We start from the raw sequence: 23039 nt of genomic DNA on the forward strand, positions 1-23039 counted from the left end.
GCTTTATCCCCTCACCACACTACTCCAACACCCAAAACCTCCCCAAATCACCCCAAAAACAAAGCCAAATATATCAAATCACACCCACAAACCCTTGTTTCGACTCATAAATTCAGAATCAAAACGCCTGAAGGATGAGAATCGGGGGAACAAACCTGCAAAAAACAAACGCCGCCAAGATTTATTGGCGGCGTTTTTGTCATTTATGATTCCCGTGAAACATTTTATGCGCTCAGCAAAGCTTCCACAGCTGCACCAATAGCCAGAATTTTACGATCAGAACCATTACGGCCAACCAGCATCAGACCTGCCGGGCGCTCCGGCATCGGCATAGGAATGGAAAGCGCAGTCATCGCGAACTGATTCACAATCTGCGTATTGCGCAAATACAAAGTTTCAAACCGGTCATATTCCTGTTCATCATTTTCCACCTGAGCAATCGGCACTGCTTTGACAGGCGTTGTCGGCAATACCACAACATCAAATGCGGCCATCATCTCATCCGCCTGTTTGACCAGTTCACTGCGGAATGCCAGCAATGCCTCATATTCCGAAGCCGGAATTTTTAAACGGTCACGCAGTGGCACGCTGACACGCTCATCTACCGGCATCGATAAATCATTCAGCCACTCTTTATGTATATGTGCCGCCTCAATGCCGGTGAGTGATCCTTTGTTCGGGCCTGTGCGCAGTGTATTAATAAGAGTGTCAAAGCTGCACTCTGTAAATACCGCACCGGCAGCCTCCAGTTTTTTCAACACGGACTGATAGGCCGCAGCCACGTCCTCTTCCATATCCTGCAGCACAATGCCCTGCGGAATGCCGACTCTGAGACCTGCGAGTTCGATTTTTTCTAAAGGCAACGGCGCTTCACCGGCCATAATCGCATCGGCATCCGCACAAGCCACAACAGTCTTGGCCAAAGGCCCGACGGAATCGAGCGTTGGCGATAAAGGAAACGCCCCCTCCAGCGAAACGCGCCCATGGGTCGGTTTAAAGCCAACAACACCGTTCAATGCCGCCGGAATACGAACCGATCCGCCAGTATCTGAACCGATTGCAATATCACATGTGCCTTCACCCGCGCTGACAGCTGCACCGGAAGAAGAACCGCCAGTCACCAGACTTGCATCATAAGCATTGCCCGGAACCGGATAATGCGGATTAAGCCCCGTTGCAGTGAAGGCAAACTCCGTCATATGTGTTTTGCCGATGATAATCGCACCGGCTTTACGCAGGCGCTCGACGATCACCGCATCTTTTGTCGCCGGCTTTGCTGTTTTACGAATGATTGAACCGGCAAGATTAGGTTCTCCCGCCACATCGAACAGGTCTTTGATCGAGACAATCTTGCCATCCAGCGGGCCAAGACTCTCCCCTCTTGCTGCTCTCTGGTCTGCGGCATCGGCTTCAGCGCGCGCTGTATCCGGATAGAGTTTGACATAAACCGCTTCCGTAGCCTTGCGATCTTCAAGACGTTTTAAAATTGCATCCAGTTTTTGGCGTGCTGACAATTCCCTGCCCTCATCATTGTGTTCAGTCACCATCTCTCAGAATAAAAGGCCACGAGCCGTAACCGGTTCATGACCTTTTCTCTCTTTATAATATATTATGCATCAATATCCGTCATTATCGCTGAGCGATAAACCGGACTTTATGCGTGTCGGCGACAGGCAGAAGCTCTGTTACCGGCGGCACGGTATAAACATCATGTTTGCCGAATTCCCGCGGATAATAATCATAGCCTGCAGGCGGTGGCGGAGCCTCATCCATACCGCTGCGTTCTTCACCGCGAACGATTGCAAACGGATCAGGAATCGCGCCCATCAATCGCCGTGTATAAGGATGTGTCGGATTGGCAAACACATCCTGCCACGGACCTTGTTCCACCACCTGACCGAAATACATTACCGCAACGCGGTCACTCATATGCTCAACCACACTCAGATCATGGCTGATCATTATATATGAGAGTTGCAATTCATCCTTCAGTTCCAGCAACAGATTGATGATCTGTGCGCGGATAGATACATCCAGCGCGGAAACCGGCTCATCCAGCACCACAACTTTCGGATTGAGAACCAGCGCGCGGGCAATACCGATACGCTGTCGCTGACCACCGGAAAACTCATGTGGCAGACGTTTGGCATGCTCTGGCTTCAGACCGACAAGCTTCATCGTGTTCTCAACACGGTCATTGAGTTCCGATTTTGTCGTCACACCCTGCAGGCGTAAAGGTGCTGCAAGCGAGGTATAAATCGTCTGGCGCGGATTGAGTGACGCATAAGGATCCTGAAAAACCATCTGCGCCATCTGTGCCCGCTCGAGACGGCTTGGCCCTTTTTCACCGGTAATCGGTTTGCCTTCAAAATAGATCGTACCCGAAGTCGGTTTTTGCAGGCCGAGAATTGACAGCGCCAAAGTGGATTTACCGCAACCGGATTCCCCCACAATGGAAAGACATTCACCTTTATTCAGATCAAGACTGAAATTATTGACCGCCCGTACCGCTTGTTTTGATTTACGAAACAAGCCGGCAGCCACCGGAAAATGAACATTGAGATTTTCAATACGCAACAGCGGCGTGTTCTTCTCACTCATGATGATAACACCTCACGAAACCGCGTTTGGCTTCCGTATCCCCGTTCTGAATGCTTGCATTCTGTTCCAGCTCAGTTTGCGGCGGTACTTTTGTCAGGCAAATATCAGTCGCCCGTGTACAGCGCGGCTGAAACCGGCAGCCTTTCGGAAAAGCCGAAATAGAAGGTACAACACCTTCAATCTCCTGAAGCTTTTTACGTTCATCCGGTTTCCGCTGCCCCAAAACGGGCAGTGAGCTCAAAAGCCCGTGCGTATAAGGATGCGCCGGATGCCCGAACAAGTCCGCTACATTCTGCTCTTCAACCAGATGACCGGCATACATCACACCGACGCGCTTGCACATTTTCGCAATCACGCCGAGGTCATGGCTGATCATCAGCACAGATGTTCCGCGCGATGAGCACAATTCCTGCATCAGTTTCAGAATTTCCGCCTGAACCGTCACATCAAGTGCGGTCGTCGGTTCATCCGCAATCAGCAGATCAGGATTGCAGGCCAGCGCGATGGCAATCATCACACGCTGACGCATACCGCCGGACATCTGGTGCGGATAGTTTTTCACACGGCTTTCCGGTGCAGGCACATGCACCTGCGCCAAGGCCTCAATCGCCTTTTTCTCCGCCTCATGCCATGTTGCGCCCTGATGGAGCACAAACATTTCAGCAATCTGCCGTCCCACTGTTGCCAGCGGGTTCAGTGCAGTCATCGGCTCCTGAAAAATCATCGCAATCCGGCTGCCGCGCAATTTACGCATATCGCGATTGCTCAGCTTACGCAGATCCTGTCCTTTAAACAGGATCTCACCGGAACTCACTTCCAGCGGACGGTTCAAAAGCCCCATAATGGAAAGGGAAGTGATGGATTTTCCGCAACCGGACTCCCCCACCAGACCAAAGGTTTCACCGGCACCGATCGAGAATGAAACATTCTCAACCACGTTAAACCGCGTTTCACCGGAAACCATATCAATATGCAGGTTCTTCAGTTCTAATAATGGTGTATCGCTCATGATTTGCGGCTCCTCATATGCGGATCCAGCACATCGCGTAAGCCGTCACCAAACAGATTAAGCCCCAGAACTGTCAGGAAGATTGCTAGCCCCGGGAAAATAGCTGCCCATGGTGCAATGGCAATCAGCTCACGCGCGTCGGTCAGCATACTGCCCCAGCTCGGGAATGGCGGACGAATGCCCAGACCGAGATAGGAAAGTGCCGCTTCTGCCAGAATAGCATCACCCATGCCGAGTGTACCGATAACCAGAATTGGGCCAATCATATTCGGCAAAATCTGGGTAATCATAATGCGGATATCACTATAGCCCAGCGTCTTTGCGGCCTGAACATAGCCCTGCTTCTTCAAAGACAATGCGGATGAACGGGCAATACGGCAGGTCCATGACCAGTTGGTCAGACCCAGCGCAATCAGCAGGCTGCCAAGACCAGGGCCGAGGATCGCCATAATTGCCAGTGCAAAAATCAGCGACGGGATCGACAGCATCAGATTGGTCAGACCGCAGACAAAATCATCCCAGCGGCCACCGAAATAACCCGCGGAAATGCCCAAAGTCAGACCAATGATCGTGTTGATGATCTGCGAGACAATACCCACAGTCAGCGAAATGCGTGCCCCGTAAAGCACACGGCTGAACACATCGCGCCCCTGTGCGTCGGTGCCGAACCAGAAATCACCATCCGGCGGCAGTTCCGCATTAATCAGGTCAGCATCCAGCACCGGATCATAATGGGCCAGCAAAGGAGCGAAAATACCGGCGGCCAGAATAACCACACACAGCACTCCGCCGAATAACAGATTGAAACGTAATCTCATGGCGCTACTCGTGGCTGATGCGCGGATCAATTACCGCATAAAGAATATCGACAACCGTATTGATGATCAGGAACCACAATACGATCATGAGGATAGCACCCTGCACTACCGGAATATCGCGCATTGATACGCTGTCAACGAGCAGTGAGCCGAGCCCCGGCCACGAGAATAATTTCTCGATAACAACGGCTGCGCCCATCAGCGAACCAAATTGCAGGCCGACAGTGGTGATAATCAGAACCAGCGCGTTACGCACCAGATGCCACGTAACCAGACGATAGGCATTCATACCTTTGGAACGGGCTGTACGGATGAAATCCGCGCCCATCACTTCCAGCACTGCAGCACGGGTTGTGCGCGCCAGCAAGGCCAGCGGTGCAACGCTCAAGGTTACCGCCGGCAATATAAGATTACGGATACCGCCGTCGCCATAACCGAAACTCGGCAACCAGCCCAAAGTCAGCGCAAAGAAATACATCAGCAGCAGACCAAGCCAGAACTGCGGCAGCGACAGGCCGGAAACCGCCCCAATCATCGTGAAAGTATCTAATATACTGCCCGGTTTCAGCGCCGCGATAAAGCCGAGCGGCACACCAATCAGCACCGCAAGCATCATAGCGGCAATAGCCAGCTTCATCGTCGGCCACATACGCTCCATCAGCACCTGTGTCACAGGCTGGCGTGTGCGGAATGATTTGCCTAAATCAAATTGCACCAGACTGACAATATATGTCCCGAACCGTTCATAAACCGGTTTGTCGAGGCCGAATTCCTTATTCATCTGCTCGACAACTTTGGGATCATTGCGTCCCTTACCGTCAGCAATCTGGCTGGATGTAAAACTGCCCGGAATAACACTGAAAATGACGAAGATAAGAAGAGATACCGCCAAAATGGTCGGTATCATCTGCAATACTCGCCTGATAACAAATCGAAGCAACCTGCGTGCCCCTTCCTACAGCATATCGTGAAAAATCCGGAAACATATCCGCAGGATAGCCTGTTCACCCGACTGATTTTTCCTGCATCCGCTCCGTACCGATATGCGACGAAACAAAAACCGAGAGCATTTTGGACAATAAAACCCGCGCGACAGGCTCAATCCGGTCACGTGCGGTCAAAAACACAATGCTCTGAAGACTGAAATTGGACCGGAGAGCAGAAATCCGCTCTCCGGCACGCCCCCCGCCTCAAACGGGCATGGGCTTAACGACCGCTCGGAACGCTGTCGTCCACCCAAAGCTCTTCATAGGCCTGAATTGCAAGCTCAGCAGAGTTTGGCTGCAGGCCATGCAACCATGGCTGATAGGCAATAACGGCCTTGTTATAGTTGAAGAACCAGTATGGTGCTTCATCCTGCAGGATATTATTGGCCTGACGCAGCAGATCGTTGCGCTCATCCTCAGAGGTCGTTTTCTGAGCGGCCTCATATAACTTGTCAAATTCAGCATTGTTGAATTTTGTATAGTTACAGGAGGACTGCGGTGTCTTGGAATAGAAGCACTGCAGTGCTGTCAGAGGATCCGGACCGCTTTCCAGCGACCACATAAAGGACTGGAAATTACCGCTTGGTACATCTTCCGAAAGCACAGCGGATTCAACCGGCTTGGCTTTCAGCTTGATGCCGACTTTATCCAACATAGGAATAATCGCTTCTGCAATTGTCAGACCCCAGCTTTCATTCTGCGTTGCGGTCAGCTCGAATTCGAAACCATCCGGATAACCGGCTTCAGCCAGCAGGGCTTTCGCTTTTTCCGGATCATAAGGATATGGCTTGGCATCCTTGTCGAAAGCAGGCGACGACAATGGCAGCCAGCTGACAGCACGATAGGCTTTATCTTTAGCCAAACGCTTGATGATCAGATCAGAATCGATCGCATAATTGATCGCCTGACGAACACGCTTGTCCTGAAGCGGCTTCACATCTGTATTGAAGCCCATAACACGGGTGTAAACTTCCGCGACTTCCAGAATGTTTTTCGACAATTCCGGATCAGCTTTATAGGTCACATATTGTGCAGGCCCGAGAACCGAAACATCAATTTCCTTATTACGGAAAGCAACATCGCGGGCTGCGGCTTCACCCATCAGCATAATGTTGATCTTATCGGCATAAGGCTTGTCTTTAAGGTAGAATTTTTCCCATTTTTCAACGGTCAGACGCGAACCCGGCACATATTCAGCAAATTTGTAAGGTCCGAGGCCCACAGGACGGCTCTTGAAGCTGTCTTTATCGGCTTCGCCATCCGGATAAATCACTGTGCTCGGCTGCATGAAAATAAAGCCCGGTGCAAGTGCTTCATTCAGTGTGATTTCAAGTGTGAAATCATCGATTTTCTTCAGGCCTTCGATTTCCTGAGACTTGCCATCGGAATAGGCATCAGCACCTTTAATATTGCTGATATAGCGCGCAGCCGGATAGGCTTTGCCCGGTGTCATCGCACGCTTATAGCTGTAGATGATGTCATCAGCAGTCATCTGCTTGTCATTATGGAAGAATGCATCCTGACGCAGTTTGAAAGTATAGGTCAGACGATCCTCCGAAGCCGTCACTTCCGTTGCCAGATCGAGCTGCGGCTTGTTGGCTGTGCCATCCCATGAATAAAGGCGGCGATGCAGCGCTTTGGTCGGGAACTCGTCCTGCGTAGCAGTGGTTGCCTGATTGTCCAGCGTACCGAAGCTTGAACCGTAAGGCGCAACGAAATTAATCGTGCCGCCTTTGCGCGGTTCTTGAGCGGAAGCATTCATGGCCACGCCGGCCAGCAAAGATGCCGCCATTGTTGAGATTAAGGCTAAGCGTTTCATCATTGAGAATATCCCCTCCTCAGAATTTATTTTTATTCCGGCTGCGGTCTCCTAATCCCGCAGCCTTATTCTCTGCTTTTGCCGCGTATCTTGTCCGAAAACCGCTTCACAATTTTCGGGATACGCTGCCGCTGTTTCAGCGTGCAAACACAATCTCACCGCCGCGCAATGTCATAATGCACTGCGTATCGCTGAGAATTTCCTCCGGTGTCGCTTCCAGCATATTGCGTGAGAACACGGCAATATCCGCGACCTGACCGGCAACCAGCTTACCTTTCACAGTCTCCATCTTCTGTGAAAATGCACCATATTCGGTGTAAACCTGCAAAGCTTCCTCGATGGAAACACGCTGGTTTTCATCCATTACAGTGCCTTTCCACGTCTTGCGGGTCAACATCGTGTAAAGATTCGGAAACGGATTCGGATGGCAGACCGGGCTGTCGCTGCCGGTCGCCGGTTTGAAACCGAGGTCGCGCCATGTCTTCAGCGGATAGCTCGGACGGGCACGTTCATCTCCCAGAACCGAAATATAAGCATCGCCGAAATCATAGATGAAAACCTGCTGCGGGCACGGATAAATACCGGCTTTGAGCATACGTTGATGCTGTTCATCGCTGGAGAAACCGCAATGTTCAATACGGTGGCGACGATCCGGATCAGGATAGGCAGCCAGCGCTTTTTCATAGGCGGTAATCAGCTGTTCAATCGCCATATCGCCGATCGCATGGCAAGCCAGCTGGTAACCTTTGGCGTGAGCATCCATCACCATGGCCTGCAAATCTTCATCACTGAGAATCTGCACACCAATATTGTCCACATCATCGCCGTGATATGGCACGGACATCCATGCGGTTTTGCCCCCCGCAGAACCGTCAAGGAAGAGTTTGACCGCACCGATGGTCAGCATATCGTCGCCGACACCGGAAACCAGTCCGCTTTCATAGCATTGCGGCACCACTGACTTGCCCGGATCACCAAGCAGAACCAGCCATGTACGCACCGGCAGACGGTTGTCACGCTTGGCAATATTATAAGCGCGGATTTCTTTATAACCGGCAATCTGACCGACCGCGGCATCCATGCAGGATGTAATACCATAGGAGAGAAGCATATTGCCGCCGTCTTCAATGGCTTCAATAATCTGCTCTTCGCTTGGCTCAGGAATAACAGCACGCACCAGATCCTGCGCATTTTCAGCCAGCATACCGGTCAGAGCGCCGTTTTTCTGTTCAATCAATCCGCCATCCGGCACAGGTGTTGTTTCATCCACACCGGCAAATTTCAGCGCAAAGGAATTGGCAATCGCCACATGACCGCAGGCGCGGGTCAGCAGAACCGGATGTTCAGGTGCCGCCTGATCCAACTCGGATTTATGCGGATGACGGCCAATATCCAGCTTGGTCTGGTCATAGCCACGCGCCAGAATCCATTCACCTTTCGGCAATGTTGCCGCTTTTGCACGGATCGCTTCCTGCAAATCAGCCAGTGTCGGCAATACGGCAGGTGTTGCATCAATCCGCTTCAGAGACAGACCGGTGGAAATCAGATGCAGATGCGCGTCGTTCAGACCCGGTGTGGCGAATGCACCTTTGAGGTCAACAAGCTCTGTAGTCTCCCCCTGAAACTGCAGAATATCCTGAGACTTGCCGCCGGCCAGTACCTTACCCTGCCAGATGGCCAGCGCCTCAACAGTACCTTCTTCATAACCGCACCAGATGGTACCATTGTGCAAAATTTTATCGGCAATAATCATCCCGCTCGCGGACATGATGTGCCCTCCCCTTCATGCTGCTGCAGGCAATCGTCGCTTTGTTCCCGCGCATTCTGCTCTGCAGTATTGTCACTGTTTCCCGCCATGCCAGTTCGCCTTACCCTTCCTTGCAAGGTATAAAGCTCCGGCATTTTCCATCTTTGACTGAAGCCTTTCATTATACGAAATGAAAAGCAAGCTGCGCATTTGTTAAAATTAGATGTTATTTTTACGTCATTTTGCGCAATAAAACTTCGTTTCGACGATTTTTAGGATTTGTAGACGACTATATGCACAGCCTTCATGAGGCTATGCATAAATTCGATAGATATATCACCTTGGTGATCTACAAAATTGCGGGCAGATTCGCCCGCTTTATGTCTATACGAGACTGGATTTTGCCATCTGATGGAAGAAAGAGGCTCCGCGCTCCAATATCTCATCATTAAAATTGTAGCGGCTGGTATGCAACCCGCTGCTGTCACCATTGCCAAGGAAAATATAGGCTCCCGGCACGGCTTCCAGCAAGAAGGAGAAATCCTCACTGCCCATCATCGGCACATCCAGCTCTTCGAAAGCATCCTCGCCAAAGCTGGCAACCGCCACATCCCGCGCCAGTTCATAGGCTTGTTTGTTGTTGATGGTTGCCGGATAGCCCACAGCCCAGTCAAGCTGCACTTCCGCCTGATAGCTTTTCGCCTGAAAACGGGCAATTTCATCCACGCGATCACGCAATGCTACCCGTACAGACGGATCCATTGCCCGCATCGACAGTTCAAGCACAGCCGTATCCGGAATAATATTGCAGGCAGAACCGGACTGGAAAGAGCCAACGGTGAGCACCGCAGGCTGGTGCGGAGAAATATTACGGGAAACCAGCGTCTGCAAAGCCATTACAATACTGGATGCAACCACAACCGGATCAACGGTCAGCTCCGGCATGGCACCATGACCGCCGCTGCCTTTAACAGTCAGCGTCAGTACATCAATCGATGCAGCCATCGCACCGGCTTTTGCTGAAAATACGCCTGTCGCCAGCCCCGGCATATTATGAATCGCGAAAACCTGCTCACAAGGGAAACGCTCAAACAAACCGTCTTCGATCATCATTTTGCCGCCGCCGAAATTCTCTTCCGCCGGCTGGAAAATCATATGAACCGCACCGTTAAAATCCTGATCCTGCGACAGTGCATAGGCTGCTCCCAGCAGTATCGCTGTGTGGCCGTCATGGCCGCAGGCATGCATCACACCTTCATGCTGGCTTGCATAAGGCAGGCCGGTTTCTTCCAAAATCGGCAAAGCATCAAAATCGGCACGAAACCCGATTGAACGGTTGCTGTCGCCGCGCTTCAGCGAACCGACAACGCCCGTCTGTCCCAGACCGCGCGTTACCTCAAAGCCCCATTTTGTCAGATGCTGCGCAATGAATTCCGATGTTTTAAATTCAGATAATCCGATTTCCGGCATCGCATGCAGCTGATGCCTTATCTTAATCAGCTCCGGCAAAAAGCTGCTGAAATCAAATTTTCCCATAGCCCACTCCCATTATGCCCCAATGCAAATCACCTGCAAACCAGCGCGTCCATACCGGTTACGAATTCCGCATCCCCCGATCAATGCACAGCCATATTTGCAGGATCAGTATTTCTTATACTATTCGATGGACGATTTGCACGAACATAAGCACCACCTATAATTGTTTTTCTTTGTTTTATCTTTCCGCCATTTGAATTTCACTTGCCGGAAACAAACCACTCTCTTAAAAGTGCTGGATATGCAATAAAACAGGCATCTTACAGGCTGCGGTTGCTGTCTGTTTCAGCCCATGGCCAATAAAACGGAGCAGAATGTGCGTTTATCAATCAGTCTGATTTCTGCTGCGCTATTTGCTCTGTCCGCCTGCGCGTCCAAAGATGTCGGCCCGATCAACAGCCATGAATCGGATATTCAAAGCAAAAGAACCGACTATATTGCCGATCACGGTAATGACGGATCAACCGTTGTAGCACTGGCCTTTTCAGGCGGCGGAACGCGCTCTGCCGCTTTTGCCTATGGTGTATTGCAGGCGCTGGATGAAACGGTAATTGATGAATATCCCTATAAGCGGCGGCTGATTGATAATGTCAGGCTGGTTTCCGGTGCTTCCGGCGGAGCAGTTGCTGCCGCCTATTATGGCATGACCGGCCCTGATAAATATCGCGACTTTCGGGAGAAATTTCTGTACCGCAATGCAGAGGAAGGCCTGCGTACCTCATTGCTGCATCCCGAAAATGTCGTACGCACCATCGGCGGCGGTCTGAATGACCGGAACGGATTTGCCCAATGGCTGAACGACAATCTGTTTCATGGTAAAACCTTTGCAGCACTCAGACGCAGTGATGCACCGACCGTGTGGATTACCGCATCGGATATTTATAATCGCACGCCGTTCCACTTTACCGATGATACATTTGAAGCTTTGTGCAGCGATCTCGATAAAGTCTATCTTGCCGATGCTGTGAGTGCCTCAGCAGCAGTTCCCGTAGTGTTTTCTCCGGTGGTTATCTCCGCCATGCATAAGAAGTGCAATTATCAGCCGCCGCAATGGCTACAGGAGACACTCACCAATCCGGATGTTTCACTGCGTCTCAATGCCTATGCACGCAGCCTCTATGCTTATCGTAATGATCCGAAACAACGCTATATCAAGCTGCTGGATGGCGCATTGACCGATAATATCGGTGTCACCCCATTCGCGCTGGCACGGGCTGGCGCAAAAAATCCGTACGGCCCGCTGTCTCCGGCAGAGGCGGTCAAATTGCGCAAGCTGATTTTCATTGTTGCGGATGCCGGTACTGAAGGTGAAGAACCATGGGCAACAAATGTAAACGGCCCGATATTGACCGAGGTCGCCGCTGCCACAGTCTATACAGCAATCTCAGCCTCTGTGCGTGAGGGTTTTGATGCTCTGAAACTGGCCACCAATCAATGGCAGCAAGATCTCATTCAGTATCGCTGCTCACTGTCTTCAGCCAAGGTCAAAGAATATCGCGGTACTTTGCAGGGCTGGAATTGCAGGGATTTGTCCCTGATTGTCGAAGCCGTCAGTTTCCGTGATCTGGATAGTGCCACGCAAGCCCGTCTCAACAAAATTCCGACCCGTTTCAGCCTGCCGAAACAACAGGTTGATCTGGCCATCGCTTCCGGTCGTCAGGCGATTTTGCAGCACGAGAAAATTCAGAATGCGGTTCTGGATATTCAGAATTTCGCTCAGGTGAAGCGCTCAGAACAGGTTGCGCCGGTTAAACGCGCCTCTGCCGCACTTCCTGTTTTTCATTAGAGCGCCGTGTGCCGGACTTAGAGCGGTTTACGTTCATGTTGGATCGCAATGTCCGCTCTAGATTTCTTAGTTTGTCGCATTATCCCGACGTCAAGTTGATCCAGCTTGACTGTGAAATGCTTAAGCACACAAAACTCGCTCGAGCACTTTAAGATCAGAGCATAATTTTACCTTCAACTGACCCAAGTTTTAAAATTATGCTCTAAGGCTGCTGTCGTTTATACTCATATTTCGTGCCCTTTTCTGATCCGGTTATGATGATGCAAGATCTTTTTTCAGGACTGACCTCCGCGCTACCAGAGCAGGAAAACCTTGCTGAAGGCGCTGTATTGTTACGCGGATTTGCTCTGTCAGCGGAACAGGATCTGCTCTCAAGCCTGTCTGCCATCACCGAACAGGCTCCGTTCCGGCACATGGTTACGCCCGGCGGCTTTACCATGTCTGTTGCTATGAGCAATTGCGGACCATTCGGCTGGGTCAGTGATCGCAGTGGTTATCGCTACAGTCCTGTTGATCCGCAGACAGGCCGGAACTGGCCGCAGATGCCGGAGAGTTTTCTGCAGCTTGCCCAAAAAGCAGCAGCCAAAGCCGGATATGCTGATTTTATGCCCGATGCCTGCCTCATCAACCGCTATGAGCCAAAGACCAAACTCTCATTGCATCAGGATAAGGATGAAAAAAGTCCTGACCATCCGATTGTCTCAGTGTCACTGGGGCTACCTGCAACCTTTCAGTTCGGCGGCTTGAAACGGACAGATCCGGTGCTCAAATATGCATTGCAGCACGGCGATGTCGTGGTATGGGGCGGCGTATCACGCCTTTATTATCATGGTATTACGCCACTGAAAGACGGAGACCATCCGCTGCTTGGCCGTTACCGCATCAATCTGACCTTCAGAAAAGCGGCTTAGAGCGGGTTACGTATAATCTGATGCGCTATACTCGCCCTTTCGCTTTATTTTAACGCATGTCTTTATCCCAAAACCGGCACTCACTTTTGGGATACATGCTCAAATTTGAAAATAAGATTTGCAGTGCAACAGTAAAATTCACGCGATAACCTGTGATCCATTCAAAGAAAGGTAAGATCGTGAACAAGCACGCCCGCATAGACAAACTCCTTGATGATCCGCGCTGGCAGGCCGTGCTGGATCGCAAAACTGATGCCGACGGCACATTTGTTTATGCCATCAGCACAACAGGTATTTATTGCAGGCCGACCTGCCCTTCCCGCAGACCAAAACCTGAGCATACGCAGATTTTCGACCACCCCCGTCAGGCTGAAACAGCAGGCTACCGGCCATGTCTGCGCTGTCTGCCGCAGCGTCAGGAAACATTGCAGCAACAGCAGAACCGGATTGTCGAAGAAGCCTGCCGCCTGATCCGCGACAATGAAACCGCACCGGATCTCAGCAGCCTCGCCGCCCATGCCGGTTTCAGCACATCGCATTTTCACAAGCTGTTTAAGCAGGTTACCGGTATCACACCGAAAAATTATGCCCAGTCACTGCGGATGCAAAGGCTTGAACAGGAACTTAAAAACAATAAAACCTCTGTGACAGAGGCGATTTACAATTCCGGTTATAATGAAAGCAGCAATTTCTATGCCTCAAAAAACAGGCTTTCCGGTATGACCGCATCTGCCTATAAAAAAGGAGGCGCAGACATCATGCTTCAATATGCAATTGCCCCCTGCTCCCTTGGTAAAATACTGGTTGCGGCAACGTCAAAAGGCATCAGCTCGATTTTGCTCGGTGATAATGCTGACGACTTGCTGGATGATCTGAAGAAACGCTTCCCGAAAGCTGAAATCTCACAGGGTGGCAGTGATTTTGAAACGACACTGAAGACCTGTCTGGAATTTATCGATCAGCCGCAGCCGCAATTTTCCTTACCGCTGGATATTCACGGCACGGTCTTTCAGCAAAAAATCTGGCAGATTTTGCGTCAGATTCCGCCGGGACAAACCGTCAGCTATGCGGAACTCGCCAGTCTTGCCGGCATGCCTAAAGCTGCGCGTGCAGTTGCCGGTGCCTGTGCGGCCAATCCGGTTGCCGTTGTCGTTCCCTGCCACCGCGTTGTACGCAATGACGGCGGTCTTTCCGGCTATCGCTGGGGTGTGGAGCGCAAGCGCACATTGCTCAGCAAAGAGAAGAGTAAAGCACAAGGCTAATCCGGCCTTGAGAAGAATGACTGTAACAGCCCTGCAGCTGTTACAGTCATTGCGCTATTAATGCTGCGCGAAAACAGAGCGCTCCGTCTTTGAAAAACGGATAACCTGATAAGGCTCACTCATACCGCCCTGCTCCATTCCCGGAGAGCCGACAGGCATACCCGGTGCGGCAAGACCAGCTTTTTCACCGCCCTCAGCAAGAAGTTTCTCAATATCCTGCGCAGGCACATGACCTTCAATAACATGTCCGTCAATAATGGCTGTGTGGCAGGACTGAAGATCATCCGTAACACCGTATTTGGCTTTGATCGGGCTCAGATCTTCAATATTATGCTCTTTAATCTCAAAGCCTGCCGCTTTCATATGGTCGCCCCATGCACCGCAGCAACCGCAATAAGGTGATTTATACAATTCAACCACTTTACTATTCTGGGCGGATGCTCCGGAGACAAACCCGCTCAGCATCAGGGCAAACATACCGGCACCGGCCACTTGCATAAGCTTCATTTTACAAAATCCTTCTTTGAACGGGTTATGTCATATTTTACGAGCTGAACAGCAACACGCTGAAAACAGCAAACAGTGCCAGATGCAAAATCCCCTGAACCGGTGAGGTTTTCTGCCCGATAAAGCTGAAAGCCGTGAGCGCAATTGTCAGCAGAAACAAAATTGTTTCAACGCCGGAAATACCCATTGTCACGGTTTTATTCATCACCAGACCGATAATCAGCACCGCCGGTACAGTCAGCCCCACTGTCGAGACAAAAGCACCGAGACATAAATTGATCGCGCGCTGCATTTCATTATTCAGCGCCGCTTTCACAGCTGTAATCGACTCTGGTGTAAACACAATGATTGCAATCAATACACCGCCAAGGGCTACCGGTGCATTGGCGATTTTAATGCCGTAATCAATCAGAATGGCCAGATCATGAGCCAGCAAAACAATCGGCAGGATCATCGCAATCAGAATAACAGAGCGGATAAGAATTGCCCGTTTATCCAAAGCTGCCGGTGCCTCATCGTCTTGGGCAAGCATTTGCGCTTCACTCGCCAATACGGTCATGTCGCCTGATTTCGGCTGAATAAACAAGCGGCTGTAACCGCCGATCTGCATCCACAGAAACAGGCCATAGACTGCAATCGTAATGGCAGAAAATGCTACGGCCTGCACAAAGTTGAACTCACCGGTGCCGGAAACATAATTCGGCAGCACCAGAGCAAGTCCGGTCAGAACGGTAATCAGCGACAAGTAAGTGACTGCGCCCTGCGCATTATATTCCTGCTCACGATAGCGCAAACCGCCTGCCAGCAAACAAAGGCCGGTCACAAGATTAAGAATAATCATCATGACGGAAAAAATAGCATCACGGCCGATAGTCGGGAATTCACCCGGCCCGAGCAGAACCGATGCGATCAGAATAACTTCAATAGAGACAATCGACAGCGTGAGAATAAGCGTGCCGTAAGGTTCACCCAACTGATGCGCCAGATGATCCGCCTCTCCTACAACGCCAAAAGATGCCATGATGATTGTTGCAAACAGCGCAAGAAAACACAGAACTGCAATTGTGCTGTCAAACGGCTCGCTCAGCCATTGTTTGCCCCAAATGGCAAAAACAGCAACCACAAGCCATGCAATCAGAAGGCGGATAATTGTCAGCGGCGGGAAAAGTGACCGCAGCGATGCAACCTCATTAACGGCTGGCATAGCGGCTGGTTCAGATCGTTGTTTCATATGGGCCTGCTCTCCATCTGTTCGAGCGCATCTGAAAAACAATTTCAGAACAATGCGCGTCATTCAAAAGGGCAGAATGCGGCTCGGAACACTGGGTTCTGATACACTCTGCACCGGATAGAGGGGCCGTCCCCGTATGATGCAATGGCAGGTCGTCCTGCACTGTGGCTATATAATGATAGCCGTCGGTTTTCGCAACCTTTACATCGCCTGCGATTTGTCAGCCGGAACTGTCTTCAGCCATTTGCTCAAGCGCCCGCAGGCATTTTTATAGGGCGATGAAGTGTTGAACTGTATCATACGCCCCATCGTCCATTTGTCGTACCAGCCAGCACCGTAGAGTGCTTCGTTTGTCCGCTCTGAAATCTGTTGAATGATTGTTTCTTTGGCGGCCTGCAAACGCAACAACAGCGCTTCATAAGTCAGAGCATCATAATCCCTGTAAAATTTCTGAGCCAGTCTGCCCAGCTCGTTCCATTTAAACCCTGTCTCCGGAAAATCGATCGGCTCACCGGCGCGATCCTTCTCCAGCCATTTAATCACGAGCTCATTCCAGCCGGTGAGATAGGCCAGCAAATCCTTCACACTCATTTGCGTGTCTTTGGCATGACCATCGAGGCTTTTCTCTGTGATCCTGTCGGCCGGAACCTTTCGGACGATCCGCATCAGACTGTCAAAATTTACAGTAACAGCGTCGGTCAACTCGTCCTTCGTCTGTGGAATCGCCATGGAATTTCACCTGAATTCTGCTGATCCGTTCATGCAGCAGCAGTTTCAAACCACCTGCAGATACGTAACTTTGCGTAAATCTTACGTTCTACAAAAACAGGAATACAGATCCGGTTTAGAGAAACCATAGACAATAGGGATAATAAATTTACAGGCAGGTAAAGAAAGCCCATCAATATTATTATTCCGATTAATCAATTTTCCAGCATTTCAAAGCCCGAAACATACTTACAATCAGTTTCAGCAAAGCAAATCCGCTTTGTCAGCATATGTCATCAAACAATCAAGCCACACAAAGCCGGGCGTTCTCGCGCCCCGGAAAGGAGTTAGCTATGGCTAAACTGGGTATCCTATTGTGCGCTGGTATTATCAGTATTACTGGCGGTAACGCATTGGCGCAGTCCTTTACAATGGACAATAATGCCAATTCCAACTCTCAGTCAGGGGCAACAGCGATTGCCATTGGCAGTACCAATACCTCCCCGAACAGGATCAGAACAACTGTTCCTGCGATTTCTCCGGGGCTGGTAGCTGCAGGTGTTCATTCCTGCGCGGGCTCAGCCAGTGCCGGTATCGGTGCAACCGGCTGGGGTTTTGGTATCGGTTCGACCTATGAAATGAAGGAATGTAACCGTCGTGCCTATGCGTCAGCTCTGGCAGGTCTCGGGCACAGAAGCGCTGCCCTTGATCTGGTCTGTCTCAACAAAGAGGTTCGCGCCTCATTGAATGCGACAGGTATTGTCTGCCCTTCTCAGGGGGTGGCTGCACGGCAGGTCTCATACCGCACCACGCCGACAGCCGTAGCATCCGCTTCAGTTGCCCCCGCTCCGCGCGTACAGAGAGCCTCTGCTCCCGCCCCCGTCGGCAACAAACGGACTTACTCTGCGAAAGCCCTTGGTCTTTCCAGCAGTGATCTGGAAGCTAAAGGCTGCACACTGCGCAATGACGCGCAAAGAGGCCGCGCCTGGTTTTGCCCGCGTCCTGTGATGTGAGCAGACAGACAGAGCATGAAAATCAACCACATGACAAAGATTTTGCCATTCGTGGATATAGCCTTTTGCCCATGGCCAAGCCTTCTGAGCGGCCATGGGCAGCGGGATATATCGTCGGATATATCTGGCAAACGGGAGATTTGCCATAACAGTTGGAGGATATAAAAATGAAAAGACTTCTTGCTTTTGCAGCAGTCTCAGCGCTGGCTCTCGCCGGAGCACTGCCTGCTTCCGCACAAACAGTTGAATGGGGCGGCGGCTTCGCCGGTCAGACTATGGGTAACTCCGCAGTCAGCGGCGGCGGCTTCTTAGGAGCCGGTTCCACAGCTCAGGGCTATGGCACAACCAATGGCTGGGCCACCACAACCGGTATCGGCGGCGGCGTCGTTGTACCTGGCTTTGGTATCGGTGCTTCCGGATCTCTTTACAGCTCTGGTATTTCCGGTCAGTCAGGTGCCGTTGCAAACTCGAGCACAGGGTTTCTCGGTGGATCGTCCGCAGCCAGCGCAACCGGTGGTGCAATGGGCTCAGCCTCAGGCTTTGTCAGCATCAATCCCTGACTATCGCTGGATAATGTATTTTCTTGATGCCAGCGGTAATAGCAATCGCAGGCAGCCTGAAACTTACTCTTCGCCCCCAAAGAGTAAAATAACGGGAAGTTTCTACTTCTTCCGTTTCGAAAAGAATGAGAGTCCGAATCAATAGGATACCCGCTCTCATTCTGTAGGAGTGGACAACATCCACTCCTACACAATTTCTAGAGCATGTCTCCCAAAAGTGGGAGCTGGCTTTTGAATAAAGACACAAGCAAAAACAAAAAGTTAGAGCTGTTCTACCGTTTCATGATGAACCGGAACCGCTCTAAGATTCAGCCGGCACAAGCGGGTCAGCCGGTTAAGATAAACGATGAAATGATTTGGGATATTAAACGACCGGAACTTGAAAATTATTTGAGCGCAAAGAAATCCTCACACCTTGCAATGCGCTCAAATAATCTTCTCAATTCCGGAGAATGTATTAAAATACATTTTGATATAAATTGTTCAATTTATAGGCGACTTCTGTCCGGTTTGTAGCGCCGAATTTCTTCATAATATTATGCATATGAACTTTGACAGTCGCCTCACTCATACTCAGTTCATAGGCAATCACTTTATTTGCTTTTCCCTGTCGCAGCAGTTGGATCACCTGAATCTCACGGGCAGTAAACAACCCGCTTAACTCATGGGTGTCTGTCTTTTTGGGCTGTGCTTTTCCGGTAATGCTGGTTGCCGGTATAAATGTCCCTCCGGCCATAGCCAAATGAACCGCTTCAACACAAACACGAATACCAACAGAAGTCGGGATATAACCACGGGCTCCAAGCTCTATGGCACAGACGACCTGATCCCAGTCTTCACATTCAGACAGCAATATGAGCGGCACGGGATCCCATTCCGCTTTGATATTTTTAATCTCTCCGGAAAGCTCCGGATCCGTTACTTTTCTGGTGCCGATATGCAGCAATAAAACAGCTGCACTCAAACCGGCAGATTCAGCGTCGCTATGCTCCAATGTTTCGTAACAAACAATTGGCAGCCTCAAACCTGTATTAAGTAATCCATTATACAGACATTCGCGATCAAGATTATTTTTGCAGATGAGAACAAGACGTTTTTCCAGATTTTTCTCTGCGATCATCATCTTATACTCCCCTGCACCTTCGGAAGCTGCCCTGTATTGCATCCCCCACTCCTCCCTACTCTACTTTATAAACATTCATCTTATACTTGATGTTTTTAGTCATAATAAGCGCGCAAACAGCTTCGCACCATCTGCGTTGCTTAAACAAAACTAATGCGGATGGTTTGAATTATTGCTTTTATAGGATAAGCTTGTCCTTAACCTAAGTTAGCAAAAATAAATTTTATAAATATGCGTGCCGAAATTTAATTACACAAATAGGGGTAACAACTACATCTTTTGATCTAGTGCGTTTCCGGCAAAACAAAAACCGGCTGTGTAATGGATCGTATATAAAAACAAATAAGCAGAGCATTTCCAAAGTGTAAGTCCAACTCCGGCAATGTTCGTATGCGCATCCCGAAGTCCGTAAAACGGTTTCGGAACAAAACCCATATATGAGCGCCATGATTTCGGCGTTTTCAGTTTAGTAAGAGCGGGGGGAGGATGCATAATAAATCACAAAATGCCAATGGCGTTACAAACGCTCTGTCAGAGCTTCTCACATCACCGCCCATTGCAGCCGACTTCGGAACCACAGAGCTTCAAGCCATCTCCGGCTTGCAGGTTGAAGAACGTCATTTTCAAACCGATCAGACTATAATCAATCAGGGTGAGCGCATCCGCAGTATCCATCTGGTGCAAAGCGGATGGGGCTGTGTCCATCGTGATCTGTCCAACGGGGAAAGACAGGTACTGGATTTTCCGATGCGCAGTGATTTTGTCGGTTTAAGAACCGCTGCAGGCCGCAGTTATAACACTGTCGCCGCCATTACCCCGATGACCGTTTTCGAAATCCCGCTGAACTCCCTCGCCCACGCTATCAATAGCGCTCCAAAACTCAGTTTTGTGCTCATTGAGCTTTTTGCACGACAACGATCTATGCTGATTGAGCATATTACGAATATCGGTTGCCGTAGCGCTCTTGTGAGAACCGCACATTTATTGCTGGAACTGGGAGACAGGGCAAAAGCCTGCGGCATGGGTGAAGACACGGGTTTCTACTGTCCTATCACGCAATATCAGCTTGCAGATGCGCTTGGACTAAGCCCGATTCATATGAACCGTATGTTGCGGGAACTACGGGAAGAAGGCCTTCTGATTTTCAAAAATAGCAGGGTCGAATATTTAAATCGCAAAGGTCTGGTCTATCTCGCTGAATATGACGGCGAGTTTATGAATATGTCCGTTTTCGACCGTGCAACACTGCATTAAAGACCAAGATATTGTCTTTACTACCAATACAAAAAACACTGGCCGGAACCTTTCCGGCCAGTGTTTTGCTTTATCATTAAGTCGTCTCGCGACGACCAATGCCAAGAAGCTGGTATAAGACCAGTGCAGCAAGTGTGGAGGTACCGATACCACCCAATGCGAAATCACCGATCGTAACAGTAAAGTCGCCTGCACCAAAAATCAGCGCCACACCAACAGTGAAAAGATTACGCGGATCAGCGAAATCAACTTTATTCACAACCCAGATACGTGCCATTGCAGAAGCAATCAGACCGAAAACCGAGACGGCCAGACCAGCCAGAACCGGAGCCGGAATGGTCTGGAGAATTGCACCGAATTTTGGTGACAGGCTCAAAGCCAGAGCAACAACCGCGGCGATAACAAAGACAAGAGTCGAATAAACCTTAGTCATTGCCATAACACCGATGTTTTCTGCATAGGTCGTTACACCTGTACCGCCACCGGAACCGGAAACCATAGTCGCCAGACCATCTGCAAAGAATCCTCTGCCGATATAGCGATCCATGTTCTGACCGGTAATAGAGCCAAGCGCTTTAATATGACCGAGATTTTCTGCAACAAGAACAATCGCAACCGGTGCAATCAATGTAATTGCAGGCCAGCTGAATTCAGGCTTCACAAAATGCGGCAAACCAAACCAAGCAGCTGCACCGACGGCATCAAAATTAATGCCTGGAACCATACCCAATCCGTTACCAAAAATCAGAACGAGCAGATAGCCGAAGACCAGTGCCAGCAAAACCGCAACTCGACGTGTCGCTCTTGGTCCATAGGCGGAAATAATCGCCATGCACAGGACTGTCATCAGAGCGATCGTAATATGTGCATGTGTTCCTTTAAGCTGACTGACAGCAACAGGTGCAAGATTCAACCCGATAGCAACACCGATTGCACCGGTTACAGCCGGCGGCATCAGTCTTTCAACCCAGCCGGTGCCAACGCCCATGACGATAAGTCCAATCAAAGCATAAAGTGCACCGCAGGCAATAATGCCGCCTAATGCCACGCCAATATTGGCATTTGCACCGCTGCCACCATAACCTGTCGCAGCAATAACAACGGCGATGAAAGCAAAAGAAGAGCCAAGATAGCTTGGTACACGGCCACCGGTGATCAGAAAGAACAATAATGTACCGATACCGGAAAAGAAGACCGCGACATTGGGATCAAAGCCCATAATCAGCGGCGCAACAATCGTGGATCCGGACATTGCAAGAAGATGCTGAATGCCCATCGGGATTGCGGCAGACGTCGGCAATCGTTCATCAGGTAAAACGGTGACGTTATTGGTCAAACGCCAGATTGGAAAATAAGCCATATTGTCCCCTTACATAATATGCAGATTTTTTCTTTAGCTATTTGTGTCAGAGATATCCACGAGGCGCAGTGTAAAAACCGGTACAAATAGCCAAATTACACTGAAAACATGGATTGCATGCAAAGATACGGCACTGCTGTCTGGCTCATCATTTTCTTGAAGATAAATTATTTCTTAGATTGAGCGTCAGCCATGTTAACTTGAACGAGTATTTAAAGTTAATAAGTATATTTGGTCATCAACATATAATTCTCAACATAAATCGCTCTTGTCATTATATTTACTTCATCAAAATGCAGATCTTACAATACAAACTGTAATTACAAAAATATGACGCGGCTTTGAAGTCATCCTGCTAACTGGAAAATCTGGATACATTTAAAATCAGCAAAACAACCAATGATAAGGATGTTTAACCGCACCTAACAGAGTTGCACGACTTCAGCTGTGAACAATATACGATGAAACGACCTAGAGCTGTTCGACCATTACTATGACCTCAGTAATCCTAAGGAAGATTACATATTGTCTAGATGGCGAGGCTTTGGTCTCCCCACCTCCCCCTCTTTTCTCATTCCTATGTTTTAAACACAAAAGGCCCCACGCATTTCTGCCGGGGCATTTGATATTTTTTGGGGATTTGGTTTCGGGGTCAGGATTTGAACCGTTCGTTGTGCAATTGATATTGTATCGCTTGCTTTTCCTCCTCCGCCTTCCGGTTATGAGCGTGATGAGGTGAGAGCGTTAAAAAATCGATTGCTTATCGATTTTAGCTCGAACGGGCTGCATCAAGATGCATAGACACGCC

The 23039-nt window shown here is 49.9% G+C and carries 19 protein-coding genes; 6 read left to right on the forward strand and 13 right to left on the reverse strand.

What is annotated here, in order from left to right; all coding sequences use genetic code 11:
• Window positions 1-224 precede the first annotated feature (224 nt).
• From F7P81_RS16810 to F7P81_RS16845, 8 genes are all read right to left on the reverse strand, one after another.
• Complete coding sequence (locus F7P81_RS16810; protein WP_151160369.1) at window positions 225-1547, reverse strand: amidase; 1323 nt, start codon at window positions 1545-1547, stop codon at window positions 225-227.
• An 82-nt stretch (window positions 1548-1629) separates the two neighbouring features.
• Window positions 1630-2601: an ABC transporter ATP-binding protein gene (locus tag F7P81_RS16815; RefSeq protein ID WP_075657611.1), complete on the reverse strand. Its 972-nt coding sequence runs from the start codon at window positions 2599-2601 to the stop codon at window positions 1630-1632.
• Complete coding sequence (locus tag F7P81_RS16820; RefSeq protein ID WP_022709141.1) at window positions 2594-3610, reverse strand: ABC transporter ATP-binding protein; 1017 nt, start codon at window positions 3608-3610, stop codon at window positions 2594-2596. The genes F7P81_RS16815 and F7P81_RS16820 overlap by 8 nt, the downstream gene beginning before the upstream one ends.
• The gene (locus F7P81_RS16825; protein WP_022709140.1) at window positions 3607-4428 is read right to left on the reverse strand and encodes an ABC transporter permease; all 822 of its coding nucleotides are present in this window, start codon (window positions 4426-4428) and stop codon (window positions 3607-3609) included. Before F7P81_RS16825 ends, F7P81_RS16820 begins: the two co-directional genes overlap by 4 nt.
• Before the next feature lie 4 nt (window positions 4429-4432).
• A complete protein-coding gene (locus F7P81_RS16830; protein ID WP_022709139.1) occupies window positions 4433-5368 on the reverse strand; it encodes an ABC transporter permease in 936 nt (311 codons plus the stop codon).
• A 266-nt stretch (window positions 5369-5634) separates the two neighbouring features.
• Window positions 5635-7236 carry an ABC transporter substrate-binding protein gene (locus tag F7P81_RS16835; RefSeq protein WP_170265311.1) on the reverse strand — a complete coding sequence of 534 codons (1602 nt, stop codon included), beginning with the start codon at window positions 7234-7236 and terminating at the stop codon, window positions 5635-5637.
• 133 nt (window positions 7237-7369) lie between these two features.
• Window positions 7370-9001 (reverse strand): amidohydrolase, encoded by a 1632-nt coding sequence (locus F7P81_RS16840; RefSeq protein WP_151160370.1) that lies wholly within the window; start codon window positions 8999-9001, stop codon window positions 7370-7372.
• 363 nt (window positions 9002-9364) lie between these two features.
• Complete coding sequence (locus F7P81_RS16845; protein ID WP_151160371.1) at window positions 9365-10516, reverse strand: M20 aminoacylase family protein; 1152 nt, start codon at window positions 10514-10516, stop codon at window positions 9365-9367.
• Between the two features lie 292 nt (window positions 10517-10808).
• On the opposite strand from F7P81_RS16845, the gene F7P81_RS16850 reads away from it, so the two are divergent.
• The 3 genes from F7P81_RS16850 to ada all read left to right on the forward strand — a co-directional run bounded on the left by F7P81_RS16850 (window position 10809) and on the right by ada (window position 14475).
• Window positions 10809-12302, forward strand: coding sequence for a patatin-like phospholipase family protein (locus F7P81_RS16850; RefSeq protein ID WP_210307689.1), 1494 nt, complete (start codon window positions 10809-10811; stop codon window positions 12300-12302).
• A gap of 260 nt (window positions 12303-12562) precedes the next feature.
• Window positions 12563-13213 carry a DNA oxidative demethylase AlkB gene (alkB, locus tag F7P81_RS16855; protein WP_151160373.1) on the forward strand — a complete coding sequence of 217 codons (651 nt, stop codon included), beginning with the start codon at window positions 12563-12565 and terminating at the stop codon, window positions 13211-13213.
• 179 nt (window positions 13214-13392) lie between these two features.
• A complete protein-coding gene (gene ada, locus F7P81_RS16860) occupies window positions 13393-14475 on the forward strand; it encodes a bifunctional DNA-binding transcriptional regulator/O6-methylguanine-DNA methyltransferase Ada (protein ID WP_151160374.1) in 1083 nt (360 codons plus the stop codon).
• A 57-nt stretch (window positions 14476-14532) separates the two neighbouring features.
• Here the strand turns inward: ada and F7P81_RS16865 are convergent, their stop codons facing one another.
• The 3 genes from F7P81_RS16865 to F7P81_RS16875 all read right to left on the reverse strand — a co-directional run bounded on the left by F7P81_RS16865 (window position 14533) and on the right by F7P81_RS16875 (window position 16942).
• Window positions 14533-14982: a DUF411 domain-containing protein gene (locus tag F7P81_RS16865; protein ID WP_022709131.1), complete on the reverse strand. Its 450-nt coding sequence runs from the start codon at window positions 14980-14982 to the stop codon at window positions 14533-14535.
• A 37-nt stretch (window positions 14983-15019) separates the two neighbouring features.
• Window positions 15020-16213 (reverse strand): calcium:cation antiporter, encoded by a 1194-nt coding sequence (locus F7P81_RS16870; RefSeq protein WP_246176166.1) that lies wholly within the window; start codon window positions 16211-16213, stop codon window positions 15020-15022.
• Between the two features lie 201 nt (window positions 16214-16414).
• The gene (locus F7P81_RS16875; RefSeq protein ID WP_151160375.1) at window positions 16415-16942 is read right to left on the reverse strand and encodes a ClbS/DfsB family four-helix bundle protein; all 528 of its coding nucleotides are present in this window, start codon (window positions 16940-16942) and stop codon (window positions 16415-16417) included.
• A 332-nt stretch (window positions 16943-17274) separates the two neighbouring features.
• Between F7P81_RS16875 and F7P81_RS16880 the strand changes: the two genes are divergently transcribed.
• A complete protein-coding gene (locus F7P81_RS16880; protein ID WP_116089386.1) occupies window positions 17275-17934 on the forward strand; it encodes a hypothetical protein in 660 nt (219 codons plus the stop codon).
• A gap of 167 nt (window positions 17935-18101) precedes the next feature.
• The gene (locus F7P81_RS16885; RefSeq protein WP_075657619.1) at window positions 18102-18494 is read left to right on the forward strand and encodes a hypothetical protein; all 393 of its coding nucleotides are present in this window, start codon (window positions 18102-18104) and stop codon (window positions 18492-18494) included.
• Window positions 18495-18951: 457 nt separating this feature from the next.
• Here the strand turns inward: F7P81_RS16885 and F7P81_RS16890 are convergent, their stop codons facing one another.
• The gene (locus F7P81_RS16890) at window positions 18952-19617 is read right to left on the reverse strand and encodes a response regulator transcription factor (RefSeq protein ID WP_022709207.1); all 666 of its coding nucleotides are present in this window, start codon (window positions 19615-19617) and stop codon (window positions 18952-18954) included.
• Between the two features lie 486 nt (window positions 19618-20103).
• On the opposite strand from F7P81_RS16890, the gene F7P81_RS16895 reads away from it, so the two are divergent.
• Entirely contained in the window at window positions 20104-20871 is a 768-nt protein-coding gene (locus F7P81_RS16895) for a Crp/Fnr family transcriptional regulator (RefSeq protein ID WP_151160376.1), read from the forward strand.
• Window positions 20872-20947: 76 nt separating this feature from the next.
• Here F7P81_RS16895 and F7P81_RS16900 read toward each other — a convergent pair whose 3' ends face one another.
• Window positions 20948-22231 (reverse strand): solute carrier family 23 protein, encoded by a 1284-nt coding sequence (locus tag F7P81_RS16900; RefSeq protein WP_151160377.1) that lies wholly within the window; start codon window positions 22229-22231, stop codon window positions 20948-20950.
• Window positions 22232-23039 lie beyond the last annotated feature (808 nt).

The organism is Pseudochrobactrum saccharolyticum (assembly GCF_008801715.1).
GTDB lineage: Bacteria > Pseudomonadota > Alphaproteobacteria > Rhizobiales > Rhizobiaceae > Pseudochrobactrum > Pseudochrobactrum saccharolyticum.